At 38.5% G+C, this 18,947-nt stretch carries 19 protein-coding genes; 10 read left to right on the top strand and 9 right to left on the bottom strand.

Going from position 1 to position 18,947, the window contains the following annotated elements:
• The first annotated feature begins 44 nt into the window (after nucleotides 1–44).
• Nucleotides 45–266 carry a translation initiation factor IF-1 gene (infA, locus tag TOL5_RS02425; RefSeq protein ID WP_004718087.1) on the top strand — a complete coding sequence of 74 codons (222 nt, stop codon included), beginning with the start codon at nucleotides 45–47 and terminating at the stop codon, nucleotides 264–266.
• Between the two features lie 379 nt (nucleotides 267–645).
• Nucleotides 646–1,053 (top strand): hypothetical protein, encoded by a 408-nt coding sequence (locus TOL5_RS02420; RefSeq protein WP_058968181.1) that lies wholly within the window; start codon nucleotides 646–648, stop codon nucleotides 1,051–1,053.
• A 71-nt stretch (nucleotides 1,054–1,124) separates the two neighbouring features.
• Here the strand turns inward: TOL5_RS02420 and leuB are convergent, their stop codons facing one another.
• The 4 genes from leuB to leuC form a co-directional block, all read right to left on the bottom strand.
• Complete coding sequence (gene leuB, locus TOL5_RS02415) at nucleotides 1,125–2,204, bottom strand: 3-isopropylmalate dehydrogenase (RefSeq protein ID WP_121774960.1); 1,080 nt, start codon at nucleotides 2,202–2,204, stop codon at nucleotides 1,125–1,127.
• A gap of 41 nt (nucleotides 2,205–2,245) precedes the next feature.
• Nucleotides 2,246–2,815 carry a hypothetical protein gene (locus TOL5_RS02410; RefSeq protein ID WP_004826588.1) on the bottom strand — a complete coding sequence of 190 codons (570 nt, stop codon included), beginning with the start codon at nucleotides 2,813–2,815 and terminating at the stop codon, nucleotides 2,246–2,248.
• A gap of 106 nt (nucleotides 2,816–2,921) precedes the next feature.
• Entirely contained in the window at nucleotides 2,922–3,572 is a 651-nt protein-coding gene (gene leuD, locus TOL5_RS02405) for a 3-isopropylmalate dehydratase small subunit (protein ID WP_005035580.1), read from the bottom strand.
• Between the two features lie 20 nt (nucleotides 3,573–3,592).
• The gene (gene leuC / locus TOL5_RS02400; protein ID WP_121774961.1) at nucleotides 3,593–5,026 is read right to left on the bottom strand and encodes a 3-isopropylmalate dehydratase large subunit; all 1,434 of its coding nucleotides are present in this window, start codon (nucleotides 5,024–5,026) and stop codon (nucleotides 3,593–3,595) included.
• A 532-nt stretch (nucleotides 5,027–5,558) separates the two neighbouring features.
• Between leuC and TOL5_RS02395 the strand changes: the two genes are divergently transcribed.
• Nucleotides 5,559–5,801, top strand: coding sequence for a DUF2061 domain-containing protein (locus tag TOL5_RS02395; RefSeq protein ID WP_004826583.1), 243 nt, complete (start codon nucleotides 5,559–5,561; stop codon nucleotides 5,799–5,801).
• 26 nt (nucleotides 5,802–5,827) lie between these two features.
• On the opposite strand, the gene TOL5_RS02390 is transcribed toward TOL5_RS02395, so the two are convergent.
• A complete protein-coding gene (locus TOL5_RS02390; RefSeq protein WP_171428656.1) occupies nucleotides 5,828–6,697 on the bottom strand; it encodes a hypothetical protein in 870 nt (289 codons plus the stop codon).
• A gap of 208 nt (nucleotides 6,698–6,905) precedes the next feature.
• On the opposite strand from TOL5_RS02390, the gene TOL5_RS02385 reads away from it, so the two are divergent.
• A complete protein-coding gene (locus tag TOL5_RS02385; protein WP_005035575.1) occupies nucleotides 6,906–7,763 on the top strand; it encodes a LysR family transcriptional regulator in 858 nt (285 codons plus the stop codon).
• A 64-nt stretch (nucleotides 7,764–7,827) separates the two neighbouring features.
• Here TOL5_RS02385 and TOL5_RS02380 read toward each other — a convergent pair whose 3' ends face one another.
• Both TOL5_RS02380 and TOL5_RS02375 read right to left on the bottom strand, forming a co-directional pair.
• Nucleotides 7,828–8,070, bottom strand: coding sequence for a DUF2789 family protein (locus TOL5_RS02380; protein WP_004826578.1), 243 nt, complete (start codon nucleotides 8,068–8,070; stop codon nucleotides 7,828–7,830).
• Between the two features lie 352 nt (nucleotides 8,071–8,422).
• Nucleotides 8,423–9,073 (bottom strand): HAD family hydrolase, encoded by a 651-nt coding sequence (locus tag TOL5_RS02375; protein ID WP_009586099.1) that lies wholly within the window; start codon nucleotides 9,071–9,073, stop codon nucleotides 8,423–8,425.
• 184 nt (nucleotides 9,074–9,257) lie between these two features.
• On the opposite strand from TOL5_RS02375, the gene TOL5_RS02370 reads away from it, so the two are divergent.
• Both TOL5_RS02370 and ptsP read left to right on the top strand, forming a co-directional pair.
• A complete protein-coding gene (locus TOL5_RS02370; protein WP_005035569.1) occupies nucleotides 9,258–9,758 on the top strand; it encodes an RNA pyrophosphohydrolase in 501 nt (166 codons plus the stop codon).
• 81 nt (nucleotides 9,759–9,839) lie between these two features.
• Nucleotides 9,840–12,134, top strand: a complete 2,295-nt coding sequence (ptsP, locus tag TOL5_RS02365) for a phosphoenolpyruvate--protein phosphotransferase (protein ID WP_004826571.1) — start codon at nucleotides 9,840–9,842, stop codon at nucleotides 12,132–12,134.
• 18 nt (nucleotides 12,135–12,152) lie between these two features.
• On the opposite strand, the gene TOL5_RS02360 is transcribed toward ptsP, so the two are convergent.
• Nucleotides 12,153–12,341 (bottom strand): DUF7230 family protein, encoded by a 189-nt coding sequence (locus TOL5_RS02360; protein WP_004826569.1) that lies wholly within the window; start codon nucleotides 12,339–12,341, stop codon nucleotides 12,153–12,155.
• Between the two features lie 327 nt (nucleotides 12,342–12,668).
• Here TOL5_RS02360 and TOL5_RS02355 point away from each other — a divergent pair, with 327 nt between their 5' ends.
• Nucleotides 12,669–13,694 (top strand): OmpA family protein, encoded by a 1,026-nt coding sequence (locus TOL5_RS02355; RefSeq protein ID WP_121774962.1) that lies wholly within the window; start codon nucleotides 12,669–12,671, stop codon nucleotides 13,692–13,694.
• A 383-nt stretch (nucleotides 13,695–14,077) separates the two neighbouring features.
• Nucleotides 14,078–14,272 (top strand): hypothetical protein, encoded by a 195-nt coding sequence (locus TOL5_RS02350; protein WP_004718119.1) that lies wholly within the window; start codon nucleotides 14,078–14,080, stop codon nucleotides 14,270–14,272.
• Between the two features lie 212 nt (nucleotides 14,273–14,484).
• Here the strand turns inward: TOL5_RS02350 and TOL5_RS02345 are convergent, their stop codons facing one another.
• Nucleotides 14,485–16,143 (bottom strand): acyl-CoA dehydrogenase family protein, encoded by a 1,659-nt coding sequence (locus TOL5_RS02345; RefSeq protein WP_221260653.1) that lies wholly within the window; start codon nucleotides 16,141–16,143, stop codon nucleotides 14,485–14,487.
• 81 nt (nucleotides 16,144–16,224) lie between these two features.
• Here TOL5_RS02345 and TOL5_RS02340 point away from each other — a divergent pair, with 81 nt between their 5' ends.
• Nucleotides 16,225–16,860, top strand: a complete 636-nt coding sequence (locus TOL5_RS02340; protein ID WP_121775755.1) for a TetR/AcrR family transcriptional regulator — start codon at nucleotides 16,225–16,227, stop codon at nucleotides 16,858–16,860.
• 528 nt (nucleotides 16,861–17,388) lie between these two features.
• Nucleotides 17,389–18,909, top strand: a complete 1,521-nt coding sequence (locus TOL5_RS02335) for a catalase (protein WP_004826559.1) — start codon at nucleotides 17,389–17,391, stop codon at nucleotides 18,907–18,909.
• The last annotated feature ends 38 nt before the right edge of the window (nucleotides 18,910–18,947 follow it).

Raw genomic sequence — 18,947 nt, 5'->3', positions numbered from 1 at the left:
TTGCCTATAATTTGCGCCTTTCCAATTTGATCATCAGGTAGGCTATGGCCAATAAAGAGGAACTTATCGAGTTCGAAGGCGTTGTCACCGAAACGCTTCCTAATACTATGTTCCGTGTACGTTTAGAAAACGGTCACGAAGTGATTGCTCACATTTCTGGTAAAATGCGTAAACACTATATTCGTATTTTAACTGGCGATAATGTAAAAGTAGAAATGACACCTTATGACTTAACTAAGGGTCGTATTACTTATCGTGCACGCTAAGTTTTAGTGTAAGCAAAAGCCACTATTAGGTGGCTTTTTCAATATCTATACAATATACCATCTGGCTTACGATACATTGTTATTGTCTAGTTATTACGTTCCTGACGCTAAAATCTATTGTTAAATCTGTTTATTGATTGCCATACGTCACATGTCATCAATTTATAATTATCCGTAAAATTCTCATTTTTACACTGCCTCTAATTATTTGTTGTGTATTTTCAACATCTTCGTCACTTTTCCCTTAATCGCATTTCAAATTTAAGCTTAGGGGTTCAATCCAACTTCGCAATCTGTCTACAGACACTTGCTTGTAGATTGATTAAACTCATTGCATAGAGCGTTTCAAATCAAACTCTCACTTGATTGGGTGAAGCTGATGAAAAAATATTTATACACCTCTACATTTGTTTCGATCGCTTTCAGTATTGCAGGCTGTCAGAGTGTTGATACCCGACCTGCAAATTTAGATCAATATTTACAACAGTTTATTGGTAAATCCAGCGCTGAAATACAAGCCGGACTAAACTTTAAAGCTTTAGGTTATCAAGTCAGTGATCATATCCAAACCACCAATGACACATTAACATATACCATCCTTCGCCCTATCAATATCCCGATGACAGGAAGCAATGCAACGGTCGGCTCAAATGCAATGGGAATGCCTGTCATTCGCTATGACACGGCAAGCACACCGAGTTACGATGTTAACTTTAATTGCAAAGTCAGCTTTAAATTAAACAATGATATTGCCGAGTCCGTTGAATATATGGGGAGAGCCTGTTAAATGTATTTGATCACAAAGCAATAAAAAACACAGCCTAGGCTGTGTTTTTGAAAGTGATCTAAAATCTAGACTTAAGCAATCGCTGTAACCACAGCTGTGCCCATCTCAGCAGTACCTACTTTGGTCATCCCTTCCGACATAATATCGCCTGTACGTAAACCTTGATCCAACACTTGCCCTACAGCATCTTCAATTGCTTTTGCAGCCATTTCTTCACGGAAGGTATAGCGAAGCATCATTGCGACAGAAAGAATTGTTGCCAGCGGATTCGCCACGTTTTGACCAGCAATATCAGGTGCAGAACCATGACATGGTTCGTACATCCCTTTGCCATTTTCATCTAAAGATGCAGATGGAAGCATACCAATCGAACCTGTGAGCATCGCAGCTTCGTCTGAAAGAATATCACCAAACAAATTACCTGTAACAATCACATCAAATTGCTTTGGTGCACGTACCAATTGCATTGCTGCATTATCTACATACATGTGTGAAAGATTGATATTTGGATAGTGCTGTTCTTTCAATGCAGTGACGGTTTGTTTCCAAAGCTCAGTCACTTCAAGAACGTTGGCTTTATCCACCGAGCAGACTTTACCGCCACGTAAATTCGCCATTTCAAAAGCAACTTTCGCAATACGCTTAATTTCAGACTCTGCATAGACGTCGGTGTTATAACCCTGCTTCTCACCATTTTCGAGCTCACGGATACCACGTGGCTGACCAAAATAGATACCACCTGTGAGTTCACGAATGATCAGAATATCTAAGCCTGCGACAATTTCAGGCTTAAGGCTTGAAGCATCTGCCAACTGTGGATAAAGAATTGCCGGACGTAAGTTTGCGAATAGGTTTAATTCACTACGAATTTTTAATAAACCACGTTCAGGGCGGATCGAGCGCTCAATCGTGTCCCATTTTGGACCACCGACTGCACCGAGTAAAATTGCATCTGCTTTTTTTGCTTGTTCTGCTGTGACTGCTGGATAAGGTTCACCGTGAGCATCAATTGCAGCACCACCCAATAAACCATGTTCCCATGTTAAACCTAAATTAAATTTTTCATTGACACGTGTAAGTACTTTTTCAGCAGCGGCAACGATCTCTGGACCGATACCATCACCTGCCAAAATCAAAATTTGTTTAGACATTTGCAGTTCCATTTTTATTCAGCATCTATACTGATTTGAGATTAAATTTTTTGCTCAACAAATTCGCTCACCCCTGTCACTGCATTATGAGGACGACAGAAACGGCGAATTGTTCGAGTTTCTTGGAGCATATCGACACAGAGTGGTGTTGGTGAGGAAACATTCAATAAGCTTCCTGCACCCTGCGATCTTTGGCGATACATTTTAAATGTATATTTTTGATTTGCTTTAAAATCATGAATCACATGAAAAACTTCAGCATGATCTTTGGTAATTGGATAGAACCGAACCACCATTTCATATTGCTGCGGTGGAATCGTTAAATACACACCAATTTGATCTAAAGGCTTACCTGTGAGCTTTAGATAACCTTTATCAATGGCTTTACGATTCGCACGCTGTGTATTTTCCTGCATGATAATCAAATCATTTAATCTCGCAAATTCACAATGCTCTGCACCTGAGCAATAAACTGAAACTGTATTTTGGCTCATCTGATTTTTTTCAGCTTGTTTAATACGAACCAAATCAACCATTTGTGCTGATTGGCATGCACTCAAGATTAAACCTGTCAAACTGATTAAAACACCACGAACTAAAAACTTAGTCATCGCTCAACCCCAACCCTTGCATTACCGAGCCAACATTCATTTTGTTATGCTTTGCATGTTAGCAAGAGTTAGGCATTCACGCTACGAGTAAAATGTTCACTGAAAATCAACCTTGAATTTCAGCGAATACCCAAGGACGTGATTGCTTGGTTTTTTCTTCATAAGCACGAATTTCATCTGCTGCCTGCAAAGTCAAACCAATATCATCCAAACCATTCAATAAGCAGTGCTTGCGGAATGGATCTACTTCGAATTTGAATGCCTCACCACTTGGTGTACGGACTTCCTGTGCTTCTAAATCTATCGTGAGCTGATAGCCTTCAGTAGCAGCACATTCTTTAAATAATTGATCAACAATTTCTTCAGACAAAATTACCGGCAACATGCCATTTTTAAAACTGTTGTTGAAAAAGATATCTGCATAACTTGGTGCAATCACGGTACGGAAACCGAACTCTTCCAATGCCCAAGGCGCGTGCTCACGACTTGAACCACAGCCAAAGTTTGCACGAGAAATTAAAACAGATGCACCTTGATAACGCGGCTGGTTTAAAACAAAATCTGGATTCTTAGGACGCTTAGCATTATCCTGCCCAGGATAACCCTCATCCAAATAACGCAATTCATCAAATAAATTGTCACCAAAACCCGTACGTTTAATTGATTTTAAAAACTGTTTTGGAATAATTAAATCTGTATCAACATTGGCACGGTCTAATGGTGCAACAATACCTTGTTCAACGGTATAAGTTTTCATAGTTTGCTCCTTAACCCAGCTTAGAATGAACGAACATCGACAAAGTGACCTGCAATCGCCGCAGCTGCTGCCATTGCTGGACTCACCAGATGAGTACGACCACCATTCCCTTGACGACCTTCAAAGTTACGGTTTGAAGTTGATGCACAATGTTCGCCAGGCTGTAACTTATCCGCATTCATCGCCAAACACATCGAGCAACCCGGCTCACGCCATTCAAATCCAGCTTCGATCAAGATTTTATCCAAACCTTCAGCTTCTGCTTGTTGTTTCACTAAACCAGAACCCGGTACAACCATCGCTTGCTTAATACTTGAAGCCACTTTTTTACCTTTGGCTACAGCAGCAGCTGCACGAATATCCTCTATACGAGAGTTGGTACAAGAACCAATGAAAACACGGTCCAATTGAATATCTGCCAACGCCTGACCAGCATTTAAACCCATATATTGATAAGCACGAGTCCAGTCATTACGTTGCACGTCATCTTTGGCTTGTTCTAAAGTTGGAACCGCTTGAGAGACTGGAACGACCATTTCTGGAGACGTTCCCCAAGACACTTGTGGTTCAATTTCTTCACCATTTAAAACCACAACTGTATCAAAGTGTGCGTCATCATCAGAATGCAAAGTATTCCAATAAGCTACAGCAGCATCCCATTGCTCACCTTGTGGTGCATAAGGACGACCTTTTACATACTCAATCGTTTTTTCATCAACAGCTACCATACCGACACGCGCACCGCCTTCGATAGCCATATTGCACACCGTCATACGACCTTCAATCGACATATCACGGAAGACTTGACCACCAAATTCAATCGCATGACCTGTACCGCCAGCAGTCCCAATTTTACCAATAATGGCTAACACCACATCTTTAGGCGTCACACCTTGACCCAATGTACCATCGACACGAACCAGCATATTCTTCATTTTCTTTTGAACTAAGCATTGTGTTGCCAATACATGTTCTACTTCTGAAGTTCCGATTCCATGTGCCAAACAACCAAATGCACCATGTGTGGCTGTGTGTGAATCACCACATACCACCGTCATTCCTGGTAAAGTCAAACCTTGCTCTGGACCAACCACATGTGCAATCCCTTGACGAATATCATTAATGTCAAATTGCACCACATTAAATGTTTTACAGTTATCATCTAAAGTTTGAACTTGGATACGTGAAGTATCATCTTCAATTCCAGCAATTCCTTCAGAACGTTCTTTGGTTGAAGTGGGTACGTTATGGTCAGGAGTCGCGACATTCGCACTCAAACGCCATGGTTTACGCCCAGCAAGCTGCAAACCTTCAAATGCCTGAGGAGAGGTTACTTCATGCAATAGATGACGATCGATATAAAGTAATGCAGAGCCATCATCTCGTTGTTTTACTAAATGGTCATCCCATAATTTATCATATAAGGTTTTTGCTTTTTGGTTTTCGCCTGCCATGTCGATGTGCTCCACTGGACTGGGTAATTCTTTCATTAATGTCGATTATAACCACGTTTTTACATAAATCTAATTTATCGTTTTTATCAGTTTAAAAACTTTTTGGAATCCATTAAAACTATTTCCATATCATTCTTTGCCAGATAAATGACTTGAAATCATGCTCTATTTTTCAGCTCAAAAAATCATATTTTCAAATAATAGGCATGATCAAAATTCAAAGATTCATTGTAGATAAGCTTAAATGAAGTTAAAAGTTTAATCCTCATTACCCCTAGCTCTCCAATGAAATCAGTTTGCTAGATCACCGATTACACCATGACCTAACTTTCACTTTTCCCAGAACTTTTAAATAAAATGATAAAAGTGAGCATCGATTTATTTCACCTTAATCTAGGCGGTTAACAACCTCTTTTCAATTATTCTTTATTGTTTATTTAGAAATCCAATCAGCATGAGTCAAAAAAACCTTTTTACATTACAATTGATAATGATTATTATTTAAATAATGAATCAATAAGTGGTGAACCTCGTGGCAAATATCCAAAACTTCTTACAAAACAATCAACGCGTTTTCAAGAAAACATTAAGCTACTACATCATGCACATTACTGTCGCAATGTTGGTTGCTTATGTGGTGACGGGTAACTTTTGGATGGCTGTGACATTAAGTTTACTCGAACCTACGGTTCAAGCCTTTGCATTCTTTTTCCATGAAAAAGTCTGGAATAAAAGAGATCAAAAAATTGCTCAAAGAACAGAAGTGAAAGCTTAGATAAATTGACTGTAGCTGTGGAGGTGTTAATCACCACCACCTCCACAGCTACTACAACTACTACAAGAAGATGAAGAGTCTGAACTATGACTATGAGAGTGTCCAGAATCATGTGAAGAACTCGAACCAGAACAGGAACTTGAAGAACATGACGAGGTTGAAGATGAACAAGAGGATGTCGTGGCTGTAGAAGAAGCGTCTGATGTGGAGCTCATCATTTGACTATACATTCCAAGCATGAACGGCAAACTAAAAATCAGTCCTTTTTCCCAACGAATATGACCATCGACTTGAAACAATCTCGGTAAAACTTGAGTATTTTCTGGATTTAAACCATGTAAATGGCATGTACTTTGCCATGTATTGAGCAATTGTTTTTTTTGAGAGGCTCTTTGTGCTTCTGTCGGTAGTGGATCATGGGGTTGATGAATTAATTCATAACCTAAGAAGTTTAGGCACATCGTTCGATAAAATGTATCAAACTCTTCAATTAATACATGCCATAAGGCATCTACAGAATGAGAAGGCATAGCATACGCATCTTTACGCAAAAGATGAATCGCTAAATAATCTTTAAAACCCTCTTCAATATAAGCATATGATGATGTCGCAATATTGGGATGTCGCTGTTTAAATACCCGCCAAACTTCAGCAGGAATTTTAAAATCATTCCATGCGCGGATTTTTCGTAGTCTGTGTATGCGTGCTCTCAACCAAAATATACCGATGATGCCGACAAGAATGGTAAGAAAATAAATTTGGAAGAAATATAACAATACTAAACTGATTCCCCCGAGAATCAGCATAATCACAAGAAATCTTCCCCAAGATATTGGCAATGTGTCACGAGTGCGTTGTTGAAAGTCATCAATAGTGCTTCGAGTAGGTTGAGTCAAATAATATTTCCTCGATTATTTTTATTGTCACACTATAAATCAGTCAACTTAGCTGTGTACAGTTTAAACCTGTATGAAAGTTTTATCATTGTAACCAAGCACAGATCACAATAGCCAAAATCGAAAAAAAGTGAAAATTACTTTGATTAATTCTTAAAACTTCTCAATAATGAAATACGCATAAAAATTCTTTATGGATGGAAAGATCATGAATCTCGCTGCTTTTGAAGCTTTTGTCAAAGTTATGGAAACTGGTTCTATTTCGATGGCAGCAGAACATCTATTTATTACCCAGCCTGCTGTGACCAAACGGATACACAGTCTAGAAGAATATTTTGGTGTCAAACTATTTGAATCCGCAGGACGTGGTGTTCAAGCAACACATGCAGCACATTCACTATTGCCCAAAGTAAAAAATTGGCTCAATGAATTAGGGGATATTCACCATACCCTCAGCCATGAGCAAGGTGAAGTAAGAGGAAAACTCAAAATTGGAACCAGTCACCATATTGGTTTACATCATTTACCACAGCACTTAAAAAAATATGTACAACTCTTTCCAGAAGTTAAACTGGATGTACATTTTGTCGACTCTGAACAAGCGCATGAACAAGTGCTGGCAGGCGACTTGGAACTTGCTTTTTTAACCCTGCCCCCTCAGGGAGATGAACGTTTAAGTTACATCACCATCTGGAATGATCCTTTGGTTTTTGTTGTGGCTCCTTTTCATCCTTTGGCGCAAAAAAGAAATCTTAAACTTGAAGATTTAATTGAGTATCCAAGTTTATTGCCAGCTGCACAGACGTATACCAGTCAGATCACCTTAGCTGAGTTTGAAAAGAAAGGCTTAAAACCTAAAACCACCATGAGTAACAACCCTTTAGAATCTATTCGCATGCTGGTTTCAATCGGTTTAGGTTGGTCTGTTTTACCCAAAACCTTGCTCAATCAAGATTTACAACAGTTGGATCTTCATTTCGAGATGAACCGTCAATTGGGAATGGTTTGGCATCCTGCACGTACTCAATCCAGAGCTGTTCAGGAATTAATTGAAATGATGAAATAAGAAAAATAAAGCGCTGATTATTTGAATAATGAGCGCTTTATTTAGATTGAGAATATCCCCAGCCTTATTTGACTGAATCTTCATGCAAAGACTCATTTAATTGGTCAACAATGGTTGCCCACTCCCCATCAGAACTCAATTTTTCATCTAAAAACTGACGTTGTGCATCGGTCCAAAACTCAGCTTTAGTCAAAAATGTGTCGGCATCTAACTGATGATTTTCAATAAAATTTTGAATTGCTTCTTCGCTAGAGTCTAAACCAAGTTGTTCAAATAAATTGGTCATTCTTGGACGTGTCTGGCTCATTATATAATCTCCATCAGTTTTAAAAGTTCTCAGCTCAACATAGCATTTTTACACTGAAAATGAAGCACAAAATATTCATTTATAAAAATATTTACAATTGATGAACAGATCAAATTTAGCTACCCATTCAGCATTTTCTATTCAGTGATTTGAACAGGATTGGACCGAATACATTGCTTGAATAACGCTGCAAATCAATCATAAATCTAGCTCAAAAGCTACCTTTTTATCATAAATCATGCTGTATTTTTTACTGTTGCTGGGTTTTAAATGACAGACTCTGCTGCTGTATTTTTACTAGATTTTTATAAAAAAACAGCACCGAAGTGCTGCTGATAACGAACAAGCTGGATTAGATCGACCAATCCTGAATATCCCAACCTTGTGCTTTGGCTAACACTTCTAAACGATCATCTGGGTTTACCGCAATCGCATGATCTGCATACTCCAATAAAAAGCGATCATTGATCGAATCTGAATATGCCCAGGATTCAGTCACATCACGTCCCTCAAGCCATTGATCCAAACGTGCTAATTTGCCCTTTTGATAACATGGGATATTGGTGACTTTGCCCGTGTATTGTCCATTTTTAACTTCTGCATTGGTTGCGATAATTTCAGTAATTCCAAATTCACGAAAAATAGGCGCAGTGATAAAATCAGAAGTTGCTGTAATCCCTACTAAAGCATGCCCTAAATCTTTGTGTTTTTGAATCGCAGCAAAGCCTTTCGGGCGCATTTGTGCGCGAATGACTTTTTTCATAAACAACTGATGTAATTCAGTTAAATAGTCATTATCATGTTGAGTCAAAAACTCAAAAACAAACTCATTATAAGCAATCGGGTCAAGTTGCCCTGCTTTATAATCTTCATAAAACTGATCATTCATCGCACGATGGCGAACTGGATCGACCAAGCCTTCATTGACCAAAAACTCTCCCCAAGAATGGTCCGAATCTGTATTTAATAAGGTGTGATCTAAGTCAAACAGCGCCAATTTCATGAAAATACTCGTTTAAACTGAAATTTAAGAAAAAAATTGTAAATCTATCACCGCTAGTCGATAGAAATTCGTTAAGATCATAGCAATTTTACAACATTATTACTTTGACTTTATCGAGTTGGACAAAAGAGTGTCAGTCCCCATATATAAAGTCAGATGAAATTAACAAATTTTAGGTAGCCAAATGATCGACTCAGAAGGTTTCCGACCCAACGTCGGGATCATTTTGGCAAATGATATTGGACAAGTTTTATGGGCAAAGCGCATTGGGCACAATGCATGGCAATTTCCTCAAGGAGGTATCCAATTTGGAGAAACTCCTGAGCAAGCTCTTTTTAGAGAACTACGTGAAGAAGTTGGGCTCTTACCCGAGCACGTCCAAATAATTGCCCAGACAGATGACTGGTTGCATTATCGTTTGCCACTTCGATACATTCGTTCGGACTCCGATCCGATTTGTATTGGACAAAAGCAAAAATGGTTTTTACTCAAACTCACAGCTTCAACGAAACATATTCAGTTGAATCTCTCTGATCCGCCCGAGTTTGATCAATGGCAATGGGTCAGTTATTGGTATCCACTCGGTCAAGTGGTTAATTTTAAACGAGATGTTTATCGTAAAGCGATGATGGAGTTATGTATGCAAATGCCACACTACACCCCTGAAATTTCTTCAAAAATATGAATGATTTTTCAAAGTAGTGCTGTTATAAATAATACTGATGAAAACGCTTTAAAACATAGCTTAGATTAGGAGCATACACCTATGTCGAACATGCAACTGGACACCTTAAGACGCATTGTACAAGAGATCAATGCATCGGTCAGTTTGCATGAATCTTTAGAAATCATGGTCAATCAAGTTTCTGAAGCAATGCATGTAGATGTATGCTCGATTTATCTGTTAGATGAACGTAATCAACGCTATGTACTCATGGCAACCAAAGGTTTAAATCAGGAGTCTGTTGGCAATGTTTCCCTACAATTAGGTGAAGGTCTCGTTGGCTTAGTCGGTCAACGTGAAGAAATTGTCAATTTAGACAATGCATTTAAGCATGAACGGTTCGCCTATTTCCCTGAAACGGGAGAAGAAATTTATAATTCGTTCCTTGGCGTACCTGTCATGTATCGCCGCAAAGTAATGGGCGTAATGGTGGTTCAAAATACTGAACCTCAAGACTTTAGTGAAGCAGCGGAATCTTTTTTAGTGACTTTGTGTGCACAGCTATCAGGCGTTATTGCACATGCTCATGCTGTTGGAAATATTGATGTATTCCGCAAGCCAAGTAACTCCTCTAATTATAAAACGTTCCAAGGTTCATCGGGTGCAGGAGGAATTGCTCTAGGTCGTGCCATTATTCTTTATCCTCCCGCGGACCTTGCTGCTGTTCCAGATCGTGATGCCGATGACATTAGTGAAGAACTCAAGCTTTTAGATCATGCGATTGCTTCTGTACGTGAAGAAATTCAATCACTTGATGACAAAATGCAAGACTCACTTATGGCTGAAGAAAGAGCGTTGTTTAGTGTGTTTTTACGCATGCTGGATGAAAATGCTTTGCCTACTGAAATCAAAGAAATTATTCGAGATGGCAGTTGGGCGCAAGGCGCTGTAAAGCATGTGATTGACCGTCACGTTGCTCTCTTTGCTCAAATGGAAGATGATTATTTACGAGAACGTGTTTCTGATCTCAAAGATTTAGGACGGCGAATTTTAGCAGCCTTACAAGAAGGTGATACCAGTCATAAAGAAATCACCTCTGAAAGTATTCTGATCGGAGATGAGATTAGCACTGCTGCATTAGTTGAGCTTCCTGTCGATAAAATTGCAGCAATCGTCACCTCAGAAGGTGCAGCTAACTCACATATGGTGATTGTCGCTCGCGCACTCGGTATTCCAACTGTAGTGGGTGTCACTGAATTGCCCGTAAATACCCTTGATGATGTTGAAATGATCGTGGATGCATATCAAGGACGTGTTTTTGTTAACCCACCACGCCGTCTACGCACACGATATAAAGAAATTCAAAAAGAAGAAGAGCAAATTGCCAAAGATTTAAAGCAATACGAAACCAAAGATGCCATCACGCCTGATGGTGTTGCTGTTAAGCTTTATGTCAATACAGGCTTGATGATTGATGTAGTTCGTGGTGTTCAACGTGGCGCCAAAGGTGTAGGGCTCTATCGTTCTGAAATTCCGTTTATGTTACGCGAGCGCTTTCCTGGCGAAGAAGAACAGCGTGCTATTTATCGTCAACAGTTGAGCCATTTTGCCAATAAACCTGTGGTGATGCGCACCTTAGATATTGGCGCTGACAAAGACTTACCTTACTTCCAAATTGAAGAAGAAAACTCAGCTTTGGGTTGGCGAGGCATTCGTTTTACCCTTGACCACCCTGAAATTTTTTCTTCGCAAATTCGTGCCATGCTTAAAGCCAGCATTGGCTTGAATAATCTTCATATTTTACTGCCGATGGTAACCAGTGTCAGTGAAGTTGAAGAAGCCCTCTATTTACTAGAGCGAGACTGGATTGCAGTTCAAGAAGAAGAACAGGTTAAAATTACCAAACCTAAAATTGGTATCATGGTTGAAGTACCAAGTGTGCTTTTACAAATTGGTGAATTTGCGGAATTGGTTGATTTCTTCTCGGTGGGTTCAAACGATTTAATCCAATATCTGCTGGCTGTCGATCGTAATAACCCACGTGTTTCAAGTGTTTACTCACACTTTCACCCCTCCATCTTGCGTGCTTTAACACGTTTGGTTCAAGAGTGTCATAAATACGATAAACCAATCAGTATCTGTGGAGAAATGGCGGGAGATCCATTGTCTGCAATTCTGCTGATGGCAATGGGTTTCAATACTTTATCGATGAGTTCAAGCAATATCTTACGTGTGCGTAAGGCGATTTGTCACGTTTCAATGAGTGATGCAGAAAAGCTACTTGAAGAAGTTGTGGCAATGAATAACCCATTGATGGTGAAAAGCTGGATGGAGTATTACTTTAAACATCATGGTCTAGCTGACATGGTAAAATCAAATCGTTTAGTGAATATTTAATTCTTATTTTTCTTAAGATTAAGCAAAAATCGTAGTCCACAAAAAAGGTCGATAATCATCAGAATATCGACCTTTTTTGTGTTTATCATAACCGCGTTTTGCATTCTTTTTACGATCTACAAACACTTGACTCTTGTTGACTTCGTGCATGTGTTTTGCCACAAAGTTGTGAATCACAACCTCAGGCATGACTTTTTTCTTTGCCATTTTATTTACCTATTTTATGATTTACCACCTCATGAGTGGGACTGTGATATTACGCTTTTTTGTGCAGAATACAAGTATTTAAATTAATCAGCTTTGTCACTATTTAATGCCTAATCCTTGTATATATCATATTGAGACAATCTTTTAGATTGATCTTAAATTGATTATATTCACCAGCCAATATCTTTTGAACTCAATTAAAGTTTTACAAATCAAATTAAAAATCACGTATAAATTTTAAACACCGTTCTCTATAGTATGCACATAAATTTGAATATAAACATGCTCAATACAACATAGGGTCATAAGTTAAAATTGGAGAATAATGTGCTCAATCAAAAAAAATTATCAAGCGTTCTACTCTTGTTGGTGCTTCCAACCTTCGGCTTAATAGGATGTAGTAAACCTGAGAAAGCTGAAGTCATAACAACCGAATCAAGTGCAAGTTCTGTTGCCTCAGAAACAGTAAAAACCGAATCTATTCAGAACACTTTTGATCTTTCACAGATTCCAATTTCAAATATTACGCTCGGTCAATTCCCCTATATTTCCTTGCCGAATGGCTATCAGTTTCATGACGCAACCAAAGTAAATTTTGAGAAAATACCGTTTTGGACAGGTCAACATATTCAAAACATTGAAGGGCAATTGTATAGCGCAGCTATTCAACAAAATGAGGATTACAAAGAAGGTAGCTTCTTAGAGTTACAACGTAATTTGGAAAATGTAATTCAACAATTGGGGGGCAAGCAAATTACAATGAGTAAAATTCCTCAACAAGCGTTAGACAAGCTTCCACAAAAGTTCCAAGTAGATTATGTTGCTGGTTTAGGAGATGTTTTTAATAACCCAACCCAGACCTTTGTCGTTCGTCAAGCGAATAAGAATATCTGGTTTCAACTTACTCAAACAGGAAATGGAAATGCAGGCTTATTGGTTGCTGAAACAAAACCTGTTGAAATTACAGCAAAAGTATTAAATTCAGATCAATTAAAAACTGCTTTAGACAAAGAAAATAAGGTCAATATCGAGGTCAACTTCGCCACAGATCAAGCCAATATTTTGCCTGAATCTCAGGCTCAAATAGAACAAGTCATTCAATTGTTAAAAAATAATCCTGAACTCAAATTAACTATTAATGGTCATACCGATGGTTCAGGTGATGCAAAACACAATCAAGCCCTTTCAGAACAGCGTGCAAATGCTGTTGTTAAAGCCCTCACCGATAATACTGGGATTCAACAAAATCGATTAACTGCAAAAGGTTTTGGTGATACTCAACCAGTTGCAGAAAACTCAACAGAAAATGGTAAAGCTTTAAATCGCCGAGTTGAGCTGATTAAGTCTCATTAATTTTTCTGATGAAATATTGAATTTCTCAAATTAACAAAACCCATTTTAAATCAATGGGTTTTGTTTAAGATCTATTTCTTGCATATGCAACACACTGAGCAAAATGCTGCCTAGAATAATCAAGTAAATAGTCAAATGATGTTCTAAAACGATAAATCATCCACTTATAACCTGCGATTGATTTGCTATTTTACAAATCTTTTTTGATTCAAAAATAAAAGTTTTAGTAACAATCACTTATCAACACAAAAGGAATATTAATTACAAAAAAATCAATAAAACACAAAATATTAAATATTTTCAATAATATAAATTTGCTTAACTTAAAAAATGCATATATATTGTATATACATTTTTGATTATCACCTTTGGGGATATACGTCATGGCTGAATTACCCAAAAAAACAAAGGTGAATAAAAAAGATGGGCAACTCTTAATTCGCATTAACAGTGCTGAGCGTGATCAGTTTTTACAACTCTGTGAAACGATGGACACCAGCGCAGCACGTGAGTTAAGAAAATTTATCCGTAGTTTTATCAAAAAACATCAGCCAACGGATACTCAAACTAAGGAGTAACATGATGTCTAAGCAAGTTAAATCTTTAAAGCAGAAAATCAAAGCACGTTTGGAAAAAATCTCCAAACACGAAGGTAAATTAAAAAAGCTTAAGAAAAAGCTTAAAAAACAGAAGTAATTCCGATAACCTATTTTAAGTTTGAACTTTGATAAAAGTCGCTTAAAAAGAAGGGCATTATGTAAATAATGCCCTTTTTACACGGCTAAAGATATTAGGCAAAAGCTCTACCTAATAATCTTTCTACATCTACCGATTTGGCATCCAGCATTCCAACCACCCTTCCATAAAACGCACTATAACGTGTTGCAATAAAAGCATCCGCAACAAAATCGGGTGCATGTTGTTTCAGCAAAATAGCCTGTGCCAAAATAACTAATCGGCTGACTAAGCTACGTGCCATAAATTGCAATTCATCTGCTTGTAAGCCATCAAATAATTTAAATAAAGCTTGTAATTCATTTTGTAGAATTGAATCTTGAGATGCGACTTGTGCCAATGATTTAAATAAGACTTCAATTGAATCGCGGTCACGTTGAATGGCACGTAATACATCCAAGCACATCACATTACCAGAGCCTTCCCAAATCGTATTCACTGGAGCCTCTTTAAAAATACGCGCCATAATTCCTGTATCAACATAACCATTGCCACCAAAAACTTCCATCATTTCGCCAGTCAATTCCACAGTACGTTTACATATCCAGAACTTTGCGGCTGGGGTCATGATCCGTTTCCACGCCATTGATAATTCATCTGTATTTTCATAGCAATGCGCTAAATGAAAGCTCAATTGCATGGCTGCTTCCGTTTCCAAGGCTAAATCGGCTAACACCGCTTGCATCAAAGGGTGTTCTGCCAAATGTTTACCAAAAGCTTTCCGTTGGCGCGTATAGGCAATGCACTGCACCAATGCTTGTCTTAACATCGCACTTGAGCCTACAGAACAAGTCAAGCGCGTATAATTTGCCATTTCAATAATGGTGGGAATGCCCCGTCCCGCTTCTCCGATCATCATGCCCCAAGCATTTTTAAATTCGACTTCTGAACTTGAGTTACTACGATTACCCACTTTATCTTTTAAACGTTGCACATGGATATTGTTTTTCGTGCCATCTTCCAACCAACGCGGAACAAAGAAACACGCCAAACCATCTTGTTCAGTTTTCGCAACAACTAAATGTGCATCACACATGGGAGCTGAGAAAAACCATTTGTGTCCTGTTAGTAGATAAGCCTGTCCACGACCTGATTCAGCAACAGGTACTGCGATGGTTTGATTGGCTCGAACATCTGAACCACCTTGCTTCTCCGTCATCCCCATACCTAACCAAATTGACTTTTTTTGAGCAATTGGCAAATCTCGTTCATCATATTCAGTAGATAATAGTTTTTCACCCACTTTTGCCCATAATTCAGGTTCATTTTGAATGAGTGGAATACTGCCTAAAGTCATCGAATTTGGACATAAATTGCCACACTCAACTTGCCCACTCAGAAAGAAACGTGCTGCCCAATCCACCCATTTGGTACTCGATTGTGGATGATTAAATGGATAAGCATGGGTATTAAATTGACGATTGAGCTTCATCCATTGGTGCCATGCTGGATGAAATTCTAAGAAATCTTTACGACGACCACGAGCATCAAAAGCATGTAATTCAGGGGTATGGCGATTGGCTAAATCGGCATATTGATAATATTCTGTGGTACCCACAATCTGCGCGAGTTGACTGAGGTTTTGCTGATCTGTACTGCCATAACGTTGCAATATCTCCTGCAACACCTGATCTGTTTCAAATAGATTGTAAGCTTGTAACTCGTCAAACTGGTTACTGATTTCATGGGTTTGCCAATTTTGTAGCGTGTTCATCCTGAAAATCCTATCTTGTTGTTTTAACCAATTACATTCAGTATAGAAGAAAATACCTTCAAGGATGTTCGGATTATTTTTATGGCTTTACCTGCAATCAATGTACGTCGTAAACCTCGCCAATCAAGGGCTCGTATCACGCAAGAAGCGTTGATTGAAAGCTTTGTTCGGCTTTTACATGAACATCCTGCCCATAAAATTACCATTCGAGAAATCACCGATCTTGCTGGTGTTGGTTTAGGTACCTTTTATGAGTATTTTTCTAAAAAGCAAGATTTGATAGCGTTAACCATCTATCAACATGTTAAAAACAATGCTGAAACTCTTAAAAGTTATGCACAAAGCAGATATGACTTATCCACAGATTTGAGTTTTACTGACTATTTAGCGCAAATTATTCATTTTCAACTTGAGCAAATCCAATCCCAACAGTTTTTATGGGCGCAGTCTTTTCTCTTAGAACGGCAGATTTCAAGTATAGAAACTTATCAAAAAAGTTATGCCATGATGATACAGATGTGGCAAAACATACTTAAACCTTTTATTCAGGATAATGAACAACTCGAACAGATCAGTCTAAACGTACAACGGATTTGCTATGGTTTTGTCTCTCAGACATTGTTGATTGAACCTGAGTTTAAAGATTGGAAAGTTTTAGAAAATGAAATCCTTCAGCAACTCAGCGTAATTTCAGATAAGGGAGGATCGCTGAGTTAAAAAGAAGAGGATAGTCGCATGACTCTTCATTTTTACCATTCACTTTTCTTAGGCGAAATATCTTATGTTTTATAGGAAATTCTACAGGATTATCTTAACTTTCAGATTTAAAGAAGAGACCACTATCCCAACTGAAGCTGTATTTTGATTTCAATATTGCAAAAATTTATTGATTCATTCTTCCTAGCTGGTAAATGGGTATACACAACCATTTAATCGCAAAAACAAATCAAATATAATATTTTTATCAATTTTACAAATATCAAAGTTCAACTTAAAGTGTAATTGTCTCTTTTAAAAAAGCACACAACGCTTCGTATAGAAGCTGTGTATTTAAAGCAGATATCTAGTACTGCCCTGTGTCTTAAATTAAAAGATTAATCATTTAATTTAAGGACAAATAGATTTAACAATTGTTCACTATATTGGTTTTTGAAATACAGTTAATGTCATGTAATAGCGAATATTCTTTATCTATTCCATCTATTCAAAAATGAATACATGATTAATTAAAAATGGAGAAATAGAATGAGCCAAGACTCAAAAAAATGCCCTGTCACCCACCTAACAACTGCTTTTGGTGCACCTGTTGTAGACAACCAAAATAGTTTAACGGCAGGCGCACGAGGTCCTCTGCTTGCACAAGATTTATGGTTAAATGAAAAGCTCGCTAACTTTGTACGTGAGGTAATTCCAGAGCGTCGCATGCATGCCAAGGGTTCTGGTGCTTTTGGTACATTTACTGTCACTCATGACATCACACAGTACACACGCGCTAAAATCTTTTCACACATTGGTAAGAAAACAGAAATGTTCGCTCGTTTCACAACAGTCGCAGGTGAACGTGGTGCAGCAGATGCTGAACGAGATATTCGTGGTTTCGCATTAAAATTCTATACTGAAGAAGGTAACTGGGACCTTGTCGGAAACAATACCCCTGTATTTTTCATGCGTGACCCACGTAAATTCCCAGACTTAAATAAAGCCGTAAAACGTGATCCTAAAACCAATCTACGTAGTGCAACCAATAACTGGGATTTCTGGACATTATTACCAGAAGCGTTGCATCAAGTTACGATTGTAATGTCTGATCGCGGTATCCCGAAAAGCTTCCGTCATATGCATGGTTTCGGTAGTCATACTTATAGCTTCATCAATGCAAACAACGAACGTTTTTGGGTGAAATTTCATTTCCGTACACAACAAGGTATTGAAAATTTAACTGATGCCGAAGCTGAAGCAGTCGTAGCAAAAGACCGCGAAAGTAACCAGCGTGATCTATTCGATTCAATTGAAAATGGCAACTTTCCAAAGTGGAAACTTCAAGTTCAAATCATGCCTGAAACTGATGCAGAAAAAGTTCCTTATCATCCATTTGACCTCACCAAAGTTTGGCCACATGCAGATTATCCATTGATTGATGTTGGTGAATTTGAGCTGAATAAAAATCCTGAAAACTTCTTTTTGGATGTTGAACAATCCGCGTTTGCACCAAGTAATTTGGTGCCAGGAATCAGCGTCTCACCTGATCGCATGTTACAAGCACGACTTTTTAACTATGCAGATGCGCAACGTTACCGTCTTGGTGTGAACTATCAACAGATCCCAGTCAATGCTGCACGTTGCCCTGTCCACTCCAATCATCGCGATGGTCAAGGTCGTGTAGATGCCAACTATGGTGGCTTACCGCACTATGAACCGAATAGTTTTGGTCAATGGCAAGAACAGGCTGAGTTTAAAGAACCTCCATTAAAAATCAGTGGTGATGCCGATTATTGGGATTTCCGTCAGGATGATGCAGACTATTTTAGCCAACCGCGTGCCTTGTTCAACTTAATGAATGATACACAGAAACAAGCTTTGTTTGACAATACGGCGGGTGCAATGGGCGATGCCTTAGACTTCATCAAGTATCGTCATATCCGTAACTGCTATGCATGTGATCCTGCATACGGCGAAGGTGTTGCAAAAGCATTAGGGCTCAGTGTTGCCGATGCGCAAGCTGCTCGAGACAGTGATCCTGCTAAAGGGCATCCTGGTTTTCTATAATTGATAGAAACATGAAAAACCACCTTCGGGTGGTTTTT

Source organism: Acinetobacter sp. Tol 5 (genome assembly GCF_019702905.1).
Lineage (GTDB): Bacteria > Pseudomonadota > Gammaproteobacteria > Pseudomonadales > Moraxellaceae > Acinetobacter > Acinetobacter bereziniae.
This window is presented reverse-complemented; position numbering and strand designations above follow the sequence as displayed.

Excerpts from the sequence above, each read along its gene's own strand:
- infA (WP_004718087.1), top strand. The coding sequence starts at position 45 with ATGGCCAATAAAGAGGAACTTATCGAGTTCGAAGGCGTTGTCACCGAA.
- TOL5_RS02420 (WP_058968181.1), top strand. The coding sequence starts at position 646 with ATGAAAAAATATTTATACACCTCTACATTTGTTTCGATCGCTTTCAGT.
- leuB (WP_121774960.1), bottom strand. The coding sequence starts at position 2,204 with ATGTCTAAACAAATTTTGATTTTGGCAGGTGATGGTATCGGTCCAGAG.
- TOL5_RS02410 (WP_004826588.1), bottom strand. The coding sequence starts at position 2,815 with ATGACTAAGTTTTTAGTTCGTGGTGTTTTAATCAGTTTGACAGGTTTA.
- leuD (WP_005035580.1), bottom strand. The coding sequence starts at position 3,572 with ATGAAAACTTATACCGTTGAACAAGGTATTGTTGCACCATTAGACCGT.
- leuC (WP_121774961.1), bottom strand. The coding sequence starts at position 5,026 with ATGGCAGGCGAAAACCAAAAAGCAAAAACCTTATATGATAAATTATGG.
- TOL5_RS02385 (WP_005035575.1), top strand. The coding sequence starts at position 6,906 with ATGAATCTCGCTGCTTTTGAAGCTTTTGTCAAAGTTATGGAAACTGGT.
- TOL5_RS02380 (WP_004826578.1), bottom strand. The coding sequence starts at position 8,070 with ATGAGCCAGACACGTCCAAGAATGACCAATTTATTTGAACAACTTGGT.
- TOL5_RS02375 (WP_009586099.1), bottom strand. The coding sequence starts at position 9,073 with ATGAAATTGGCGCTGTTTGACTTAGATCACACCTTATTAAATACAGAT.
- TOL5_RS02370 (WP_005035569.1), top strand. The coding sequence starts at position 9,258 with ATGATCGACTCAGAAGGTTTCCGACCCAACGTCGGGATCATTTTGGCA.
- ptsP (WP_004826571.1), top strand. The coding sequence starts at position 9,840 with ATGTCGAACATGCAACTGGACACCTTAAGACGCATTGTACAAGAGATC.
- TOL5_RS02360 (WP_004826569.1), bottom strand. The coding sequence starts at position 12,341 with ATGGCAAAGAAAAAAGTCATGCCTGAGGTTGTGATTCACAACTTTGTG.
- TOL5_RS02350 (WP_004718119.1), top strand. The coding sequence starts at position 14,078 with ATGGCTGAATTACCCAAAAAAACAAAGGTGAATAAAAAAGATGGGCAA.
- TOL5_RS02345 (WP_221260653.1), bottom strand. The coding sequence starts at position 16,143 with ATGAACACGCTACAAAATTGGCAAACCCATGAAATCAGTAACCAGTTT.
- TOL5_RS02340 (WP_121775755.1), top strand. The coding sequence starts at position 16,225 with ATGGCTTTACCTGCAATCAATGTACGTCGTAAACCTCGCCAATCAAGG.
- TOL5_RS02335 (WP_004826559.1), top strand. The coding sequence starts at position 17,389 with ATGAGCCAAGACTCAAAAAAATGCCCTGTCACCCACCTAACAACTGCT.